We start from the raw sequence: 9,347 nt of genomic DNA, 5'->3' as shown, positions 1-9,347 counted from the left end.
ACTGTTGAGTTCTCAAAGAACACGCACACACCACACAACCCGAAAAACACTATCTCCGGGAGTCTGGGGCAACCGTTCCAGCCTAACCCAACTTGGTCTCGGACACAAGGCCCGACGCTTGGGGGAAGGGCATATCGGAGACTTGCACCGCAACCGATCCACACTCTCTGGATCGGCGTTGGCCTCGCTCCGACTCGACAAAAGTTACGCCAAGAGTCGACCATCTCCAAATCGCCTGGTCACAGGCCCAAAGCTCACGTGCGCAGTGCGTCCCGAGCGAATCGACGCGACCAGCTGGGCGAACCACCGTCGCCACCACTGACGTAGTACCGCGGGCCGTGCGCTCCGATGAGATCGAGAAACGCGACCGTGGGGTGAGCAATCTGCTGAATACGAAGCGCATCCAACTGGTCGGTCCCCCAACCCTGAAGTCCATGCTGCAGACCATCCATCGTCTCGGCGACCATGGCCTCGCGCTGTCGCGCGGACGCCGATGCTGCAAGAGCTACTAGAAACAACGTTCCGGCGTCCTTCTCGATCTCGAGACGGCCCAGAGGAAGACGCGCAGCACAGTGGTGCCACAGCGCGACCGGGTCGTCGGCGAGCTGGGCCCCGATCCTCGTTGGCTCCAGGATGCCCCGCTCTACATGGACCAACCCTAGGTTCCTTGCCCCTTCTCGCAGCAGTTCCTCGCGCACGGAGTCGACGACCAGCGACGGAAGGTGACCCGCATCGGTCAATCGGAGTCCGCGCCCGACGCGCTGCAGGAACCCGGTGAGCTTCGACATCGCCCTCTGCGCGACGAGGAGGTCGACGGAACTCTCGATCGTCAGTTCGCATCTTGGCAGCAATTCGAGCAGCCGCGGCGTCGGAGCGGTGCGGGTATGCCTGAACAACCGAGCAATCGCTGGCGATGCTGCAGCGCTCTCGACCTCGGTCGAGCGGGGCAAGGGCAATGCTCGTAGGCGGCTGTTCGCAACGCCGAGCAACTCGGTGACATCTCCGGGCTCGGAACCATCACCGGCCCCGGCGACACAGACAGGCCTGAGGTCGTCGATATCAGGGTCCACCGAGATCAATTCGATCGTCGCCGACCACGTTCCGCTGTGGTTGTACCGCACCACATCGCCGGCAGCGACGAAGAGCGAATCGATTCGGACATGATCTGCGGGCTGCACCGCATCGCCATCCGAGTGCTGGTGCGACGCACGCGGCCGGTACGCCCAGCTACGCCCGGCCGCGTCCATCACGAACTCGTATCTTGCGGTCTCGGACCAACCCATCATCGACTGCACGTTCGCGTGCAGCTCCGGGAGCAGAAGATCGGATCGCACCTTGACCTGGCGCCATACGCTCGACCGAACATCCTCGAGGTTCACGCGAAGAATGAGCTGGGCAAGCGCCGCCGGTCGAACGGGCAACATCTCGCGATCCTGCGCTTCCGCTTCACGGTCCGTCGATGAGTCCAGCACCAGCGTCAGGTGCCGGGCCCGCCCGGTGCGATTCGGCATGCCCTCGACAGTAGCGAGAAACTGTTCAGCGCCCACCGACGAAGAGACCGTCGTTGATCACCGCGACATCGAAAGCGAGCTTGTCCATCTGATCAGTGGCTACGGTGACAGTCAGTTGCACCAGATACTGCTCGTCGGCGCCCACGACGGCGTAGCGCGTGGTGACAGCGAGGTTCAGCTGATCCGCGACGAACGTTCCGCGAACGAACCGCGAGGGCCACGGACCCAGATCGTCGAAGCTCACCTCGAGTTCGGACCATCCAGGCAGCAGGCGGGCGTCGGTGAAGCTGCAGTTCAGCACCGCCTCCGGATCGACGCGGGCGGACAACCTCCCCACCAGCAGCACCGCGTTGGGAGCGAATCCGTTCTCGATCATGCCGGGCTCGACCAGAACTTCGGTGGTGCCGGGGAACTGGTCGGTGGGGGCTGCCTGCCAGCCTGCCGGTGTCGACGCGGCGATACCCAGCTGTTCGGCACCGTCGCGATCGACGGGTGCCATCTCTACGCTGTTGGCCGCCAGATACTGGGCGACCGTCATTTCGCCGAACGCGCTCGTTCCTGCCTCGGACATGTACCTACCCCTCGTCGACGCGGATCACATGGACAGTGTCCCGCTCGATCGTAGGATGGCCGTTCCCTACCGGCGGCTGCGCACCAGTTCCTCGAGATACACGGCCACTCCGTCTTCGTCGTTGGTGTCGAGAATCCGATCTGCGACAGCCTTGACCTCGGGTATCGCGTTCGCGGTCGTCAGTGCGGTGCCGGCCCACTCGAGCATGGGCAGATCATTGAAGGCGTCGCCGACGGCGGCGACAGAACTCCGCTCGATACCCAGCCTGTGGCACAGCGTCGACAGCGCGCTCGCCTTGGACACCCCCGCAGCGGACATCTCGATGTATTGCGCGCCGGAGTGCGTGAGTTCGACGTCACCGACCTGTGCCCTCATAACTGTGTGGAACACCTCGATGCTGGACAGCTCGGGATGTCTTGCCACGATCTTCACCGTCGGTTCCGCCGTGAGAACTGTTGGCGAAACTTCCATTTCGTGCGGGTGGCGATGGTGGTCGGCAAAGACGCACAGCGCTGCGTAACCGTGCTCGGCCACGAATCGGGTGGGGCCGACCGTCGCGAACACGACGCCGGGCACCAGCTCGCGCACTCGATGCATCGCCGATCGGACGGCGTCCGCTGCGATCGCTGTGGTTGCCGCGATACTCGGAGTTCCGTCGGCCAGGTCCAACATCACCGCACCGTTAGCGCCGATCGCCATTCCGGTGAAACCGCAGGATCGAGCCAGATCGTGGATGGAATGACGCGCGCGGGCCGAGGCCCACACGACCTCGATGCCCGCCGACCGGGCGTCGGACATCGCCTGGGCTGTGCGAGCCGAGATGGTCCGATCCGAGCCGAGCAATGTGCCGTCGAGATCGGTGGCCACAAGTTCTATCGTCACGTGCGTCGATGATGCCAGCACTCACTTCGGTTTACGAGAAGCGGATCGCTTCCTCGATCGGAGTGCTTCCGTTGTCGAACTCGATGAATCGACCAACCGTGGATTCGCTGTCGATGGCGGCCGCAATCACCGCGGCTACGTCGTTGCGGGTGACCGATTCTCGGGTCGCGCCGTCTTCCCTGGTGGTGATCGATCCGGTTCCGGGGTCCGTCGTCAATGCACTGGGCCCGAGGATCGTCCACGACAGCGACGTCGATCGCAGGTACTCATCTGCGTCGGACTTGGCCTCCGCGTATGGATAGAACGCGTTGCCGCGCTCGACGCCGTGATCCGGTCCGGCACCGAAGTACGAGAGCATCAGATAGCGACCGATACCCGCTCGGCCGGCCGCGTCCATGGACCGAATGGCGGCATCTCGATCGACTGCGTAGGTTCTGTCGGCGTCGCCGCCACCGGCACCCGCAGCCCAGACGACCGTGTCGAAGCCGTCGAGCAGCGTGGCGATCTTCTCCACGTCGAGGTACTCGATGTCTGCGACGAGAGGGGTCGCTCCGGCATCGGCAACCTCATCGATTTGCGCAGAGTTTCGGATGATCGACCCGACCTCGTGACCGCGGGCCACCAGTAATGGTGCCAGCCGCAGTGCTACCTGTCCGTGACCTCCGAACACAGCGATTCTCGACATGGACAGCTCCTTTGCAGTGGGATCGTCGTAGTACGCCACCCGCACTCGGTGGCACTGTTCGACGGTGTGCCCACTGCCCGCGAGGCCGAAACGTCACCGACGATGCCCGAACCCGCCGCTGTGAAATCCGCCGCGAAACCCGTTGACCGGCAGCGCTTTCTCCACAACCGCGGCATCGTCGGTGCCGTTGGGCATGCCCCACGGCTCGGATTCGAGCTCGGATGACTCCGCGTCCGGTGATGCGATCCCGGCAACCACGTCGTCGGGATTGGGGTCGAGATCGACCGGCGCCCAGTCACCTTCGGCGTGCGTCCCCGATCCGTTCAGGTCGTCGCCACCAGAGGTATCCGCATCTACCGAATCGGGCTCGATTCCCGACGAGGCCAGGGTGGACCACAACGTCGACAGCGCCAACTCCGGATCGAGATAGAACTCCGACTCACGGACGCGCCAGAAAACCCATCCACACCGCTTCAACTCCTGCTCACGCAGCAGATCGACCACCATACGTTCCTCGCTGCCGAGCACAGTGTCGCCATCGCACTCCACCGCCAGCCTCGACGCCTGCCCGGTCACGACGAGGTCGATACGGCGGTTGTTGATCTCCACACCCGGGCTCACGTGATAGCCCCGACGCCGCAGCTCGAGAAAGACATGCTGCTCGAAGATCGTCGCGAAGCCGGGATGCCTGCTGTCGGCGACCACATCCGTCGGCATCGGCGCCGCAGGAGCCGGCGATATCGACGTCATATAGCTCAGAAGGGAATTCCGCAGGTCGGCGCGTTTGAGCCGGTCGACGGTAACCGAGTGAAACAGCCAGAGTTGATCCTGCGCCCGAGACGCAGCGACATTGAAGCGTCGCTTGTACTGGTTGGCGGTGAGTGCGATGAACGGTTGAGTGGGCGCGACGACCATCGAAAGGAACACCACGCTGCGTTCGTCGCCCTGGAAGTCGGGAGGTGTTCCCACTCGCAGCCGCCGGTCCTCCCACTGGTCGATTCCGATGCGCTCGATCAGCTTGTTCCGAATCACATCGACCTGCGAAGTGCCCTGCAGCACCACCACACCGAAGGTTCTACCGTCATACTGGGGATCGTCGAGACACATCACGATCCGGTTCACAATGGCAGCGGCCTCGGCCTGATTGACGAGTGTGGAACCCTTACCTACCACCGTCGCATCGGGCACGAACGTGTGACGCAGCGGAGGCAGGCGATCGGCCCCGAACTGGCGCAGCGGAACCAGCGGTGAGTCGCCGTAGAACTGTTGACTGGACCAGTTGATGATCTCCGGCATCGAGCGGAAGTGCTCGCGCAGCCGAACCACCTGGCCGAATCTGGTCCGAAGCATGGAGAACAAACTCGACCGCGGTGTCAGCGTGGCACGGACGTGTTCGGGCATGTCCGGTAGGTAGACATCCAACCTCTCGAACACATCTTCCAACGTCCCCGACTGAGGCACATCGGCAGGCGCACACTGGCGATCGTCGCCGACGACGATGACGCGCGGCGCCAGGTAGAGAAGACAGAGGCTGCTGATGTCCGCCTGGCTGGCCTCGTCGACGATGACGACATCGAATGTGTCTGGCGCAGGCGGGATCGACGAGAGCACCTGTTGAAGCGGCATCACCCACGCCGGGACGGCGCTCTGCGCATCACGCATCGCAGACCGAGCTGCGCTACGGAAAGTCTCGGCGTACTTGCCCGCGCCTCCACCGATCGCCGAAATGTGCTCACGGTAGGTCTGCAATGCTCGAACTTCCACTGCGGTCATGCGGTCGAGGCAGTCGCGCCACGCCATCGCCGCACCGAGCTGCACCGTGAGATCGGCCAGATCTGCTTCGGCCTCGTTCAGCTGTGCGTCGAGCCGATGCTCGATACCTTCCCGGTGCTGATCGGTTACCCATTCCCGCGCTCGGCGCCACGCCCATGCCTTGGACATCTGCCAGCTGAGCTCGTCCCAGTCCGGATCGGCTGCGGTGTCGACCACCAGCTGGTAGAGCGTGGGAGCGGCCTCGGTCAACGCCGTCGTCAACCGCTCCCTCTCCCGTTGGTGTTCCTGCTCCTGACACGCCGCGAGATAGCTTTCGCAAGCCAGTGTCACTGCCTCGGCATCAGCCGCACTCAAGGCGGCGATCAACCCGGCACCCTCTGGAGACACTCCAGTATCTAATTCTGCTGCAACGGAATACAGAATTCGGTCCAGTTCGGTCCGTGCAACGTCAGCATCGATTCGGGTAGCGATCGCACCGGCCGCGCCGGCGAAATTGGTTGCGTCGGTGAGGCTCTTGATCCACGGCGCGGAAGGTGACACAGCATAGAGCCGCTCGACCAACGCATCTCGCGCGTGCAGCACAGCCCCCACTCGAGTCAGTTTGGCTGTCACGAGCTGCAGGTCGTTGACCTGCCTGGACCGTGATCCCTGCGCGGAGACGGTGATACCGAGGTCCGAGAGCAAGACCGCCGCAGTATGCACCACGTCCAGCGCCCGCAGATGTTCGGTCACGAGACGAGCGGCCAGGGCAGACGAGGTGGGCATGCCGTCGACCCGCGACACAATCCCCAGATCCTCCACTGCTTTCTGCTGCGGGCTTCGACGTAGCCTGCCGCGCCATTCCACCCCTGCTTCCAGCGCCACCGCCAGGGCCTCCATGGCCTGCAGGGCGGCATTCGTCGTCAGCGAGCACTCTACGTCGTGAGCTCCGACGAAGCGGTCTGCCCGAGCCGCGACCTCGACCGTCGAGACGATCCCACTCACACGGGACCACAGATGCGCAGCTTCGCCCGACAGGACCGAATCGATCAATTGCCGATAGACGGGTTCGAGATCCTGCACTTCGCGAACTCGCGCGTCGAGTTCCTCGCACAGCCGTCGGATGTCGGATGCTGCGGTGGGGTCGACACCGCCGAGGAATTCGACCAGTTGCGAGGACTGCTCCGACGCCATCTCAACTGTCGCACTTGCGCGCACGCAGAGCTGATGCACTTCGGCCGAGTTGGGGAGCAACGACTTCAGTGGGGGCAACGATTGACGCATCCGGGCCGGCTGCCCATCGAGGGATGTCGCTAGGTAGCGACGTAGCCGGTCGACCTCGGTACCGCTCAGCGGTGGGCGCTCGGTGAACACCGGACCCGGCAACCACTGATGAGCTTCCGCCCCGGTGGCGACCTTGCGAACGACCGCCGCAGCGGTGCCCTCGTAGCCGTCCGAAATATAGGGATGCACAACGGTTTCCGAGGCTCGAAGCTCGACGACGGACTCCAGGAGCGCAGCACGTCTGGCGATCGCCTCCGCCCGTCGCACCGTCAACGATTCGATCTTTTCCGCCTCGTCGACGTCGTTGTACGCAGCCTTGCGATCGGCGATCCGCGCGACACTGCGGCTGAGCTCCTCCGAACCACCACGGGAGAGGTCGGTGACGGACACGCACAGTTCCTGTAATTCCGGTGGCAGCTTGTCGCGCAGCACCCGCAATGCTTGTGACTTCTCACTAGTGACCAGAACGCGCTGGCCCCGCGCAAGCAGGGCCGCCATCAGGTTCGCGATGGTGTGAGTCTTCCCAGTCCCGGGTGGACCTTCCACAACGACGCCGCTGTCCCGGCCGAGACGATGCACGATCTGCGATTGCTCGGCGTTTGCCGGGAGCGGGAACATCGGATCCGCGACGAGCTGCTTCAGGTCGGCCGCGCCGGTCTCGGCCAGCCATGCCAGACGCTTCTCCGGCTCGATGGGCTCGACCAGCTGGGTCAGCCCGAGGGGAATCTCGGAATCAGGTGCGCCGAGGTCTTCGATCATGCGGTCGTAGTAGGCGAGAAGCGCGTAAGAATCACGTTTGCGCAGGACGAGCGCTGGCGCGAAGGTCAGGGACGGTCGCGCGGATGTTGCGGACACCGGGTCGGGAGCAAGCAGGTCGGACGTATCGAATTGCGCGCCCAGGGCCCGGTGAGCCCACTCGGTCAGCAGAGACGGCACCGCCGAGGACAGCGGTGAGGAGATCCGTTCTCCGAGCGAAGCCTGCAACACTCCCGAACCGGAGGAATCGAAACCCTCCATGCCGGTCAATACCCGGGTGTCTTCGAGCCGAGGGAGCGAGTTCGGCGACAACACGACGAGGAGGTCGCCGGTTCGCACGTCACGCTCGATCGTCGCGGATTGGGTGAGCAGGTGGGTGCGCACCTCCTCGCGTTCCTCGGTGGCAGGAAGCCCCAACAGGCCCGATGCCACGACGAGTTCCACCGACTCCGGCCGGGACGTCAGCTCCTGCATCATTACCTGCAGCGACTGGAACAGCACCGTCTGCGGCCTGCGGCGACGGTCGGCTTCGGCCCAGGTACGCCACCGGCGCATGTACCCGGAGAAGGCATGATGGACCTCGTAGGCGCGCCGGACATCGAAATCGGAGTCGGTCTCCGAGTCCAGTTCCCCCGCCGAATCCGACACTCCTTCGACATCGAGCGCGCTTCCGTCGACAGTGGGTGCGAGGGCCTCGGACGGGATCGTCGGGTCGAGGAGCTCGAGCGTGCGTCGGCTGCTGTCCGAGAGCGATGCGTCGTCGACGAGACCGACCAGAATTCCCGGGAGGTCCGGCGGAGGCTCGACGACCGACCTAGCCGACCTGAGCACCACTGCGCCCGCGCTCCCGTCGAGGTAGGAGGTGCCAGGATCGGCGTCCAACCACTGAACCCGCGGGTGGTCGTCGTATCGCAGGACGGGTGCAGTCCGTGTCGTGACGATCTCACGCAGGAACTCCAGGAGGCGGAGCACACGCCCACGGACGTCCTGCGCGGCGGGGCCCTCCGCGCGGTCACGACTCGGCACCGGTGAAGTCGACACTGTTGAACCTCTGAAATCTCGAACGGCCACCCTCGAACAGGGCGGATGTTTGCCAACACAGCCCAGAATAGTCGTCGAGTTCATCCGAAGTGCTTTGTCCAAACTCCTGGATGGTTTTTCTCGTGCGATGTAACAACAACACGATGACCGTTCACGCTCAGCTCACAGATCGCCCGCGGCGACGCGGCAGTGTCCTCTCGGTGAACAAGACGCGACCCGGACGCCTCCAGGGCGCACACTCACACCGTGTCACACCGTGCCGCACCGTCGACCCGGACGGTGCCGCCGGAAGCCCCAGACTTCGTACCCGTCGGTAACGTACCGGCCGGTAACCACATGCTGCGGATGCCCGCGAAATACACGCTCCCTCAACGCTACTCGCCAGTAAGCCGTCAAGCCTTCGGAGAAATTTCGTGGCACATTCTCCACCGGTACTCGAAATCGCCTGCCGCAGTTGACTATTGAATAGGGCGATATGAGTCACACATGCAGAAGAATCCGTTGGCGTAGCAATCCCACTGTGAGCGGCTAGAATAAGCCGCACTCGGACATGCCCATTCGGCACACCGGGGCGGCGGTACCGATGACAGACCCGAGATCGAGCACTGGTCACGCCACGCCGCGAAGATCATCGTCCGAATTCGGCCACCAGCGGGCCGAATATCTGATAAGAACCCCGACGGGCGGGACGCACCTGTCCCGGCGAGACCGACACATACGAGACGAAGAGAGACACGTTGTTCAAGCGGATTGCAGTAGTCAACAGGGGTGAGGCGGCGGTTCGCCTGATCAGGGCTGTGAAGGAACTCAACGCCGAGTACGACTACGGTATCCGGACGGTGGCGTTGCATACCGATTCCGAGCG

At 63.9% G+C, this 9,347-nt stretch carries 6 protein-coding genes; 1 reads left to right on the top strand and 5 read right to left on the bottom strand.

What is annotated here, in order from left to right:
- Positions 1–254: 254 nt before the first annotated feature.
- From J1M86_RS25700 to J1M86_RS25680, 5 genes are all read right to left on the bottom strand, one after another.
- A complete protein-coding gene (locus J1M86_RS25700) occupies positions 255–1,511 on the bottom strand; it encodes a hypothetical protein (RefSeq protein WP_075837160.1) in 1,257 nt (418 codons plus the stop codon).
- Between the two features lie 25 nt (positions 1,512–1,536).
- On the bottom strand, positions 1,537–2,082 hold the full coding sequence (locus J1M86_RS25695; protein WP_206511889.1) for an LpqN/LpqT family lipoprotein: 546 nt from the start codon (positions 2,080–2,082) through the stop codon (positions 1,537–1,539).
- Positions 2,083–2,148: 66 nt separating this feature from the next.
- Entirely contained in the window at positions 2,149–2,964 is an 816-nt protein-coding gene (locus J1M86_RS25690; RefSeq protein WP_230558494.1) for a Cof-type HAD-IIB family hydrolase, read from the bottom strand.
- Positions 2,965–2,995: 31 nt separating this feature from the next.
- Positions 2,996–3,649, bottom strand: a complete 654-nt coding sequence (locus J1M86_RS25685; protein WP_206511888.1) for an NAD(P)-dependent oxidoreductase — start codon at positions 3,647–3,649, stop codon at positions 2,996–2,998.
- Between the two features lie 93 nt (positions 3,650–3,742).
- Positions 3,743–8,413: an AAA domain-containing protein gene (locus J1M86_RS25680; RefSeq protein WP_307786751.1), complete on the bottom strand. Its 4,671-nt coding sequence runs from the start codon at positions 8,411–8,413 to the stop codon at positions 3,743–3,745.
- Between the two features lie 806 nt (positions 8,414–9,219).
- On the opposite strand from J1M86_RS25680, the gene J1M86_RS27080 reads away from it, so the two are divergent.
- A partial coding sequence (locus J1M86_RS27080) for a biotin carboxylase N-terminal domain-containing protein (RefSeq protein ID WP_368857278.1) occupies positions 9,220–9,347 on the top strand: 128 nt, incomplete at its 3' end.

The sequence above is a fragment of the Rhodococcus sp. KRD197 genome, assembly GCF_017168235.1.
GTDB lineage: Bacteria > Actinomycetota > Actinomycetes > Mycobacteriales > Mycobacteriaceae > Rhodococcoides.
Note: the sequence above shows the minus strand (reverse complement) of the source record. Positions and strands in the feature narration are given on the sequence as shown.

Excerpts from the sequence above, each read along its gene's own strand:
- J1M86_RS25685 (WP_206511888.1), bottom strand. The coding sequence starts at position 3,649 with ATGTCGAGAATCGCTGTGTTCGGAGGTCACGGACAGGTAGCACTGCGG.
- J1M86_RS25695 (WP_206511889.1), bottom strand. The coding sequence starts at position 2,082 with ATGTCCGAGGCAGGAACGAGCGCGTTCGGCGAAATGACGGTCGCCCAG.
- J1M86_RS25700 (WP_075837160.1), bottom strand. The coding sequence starts at position 1,511 with ATGCCGAATCGCACCGGGCGGGCCCGGCACCTGACGCTGGTGCTGGAC.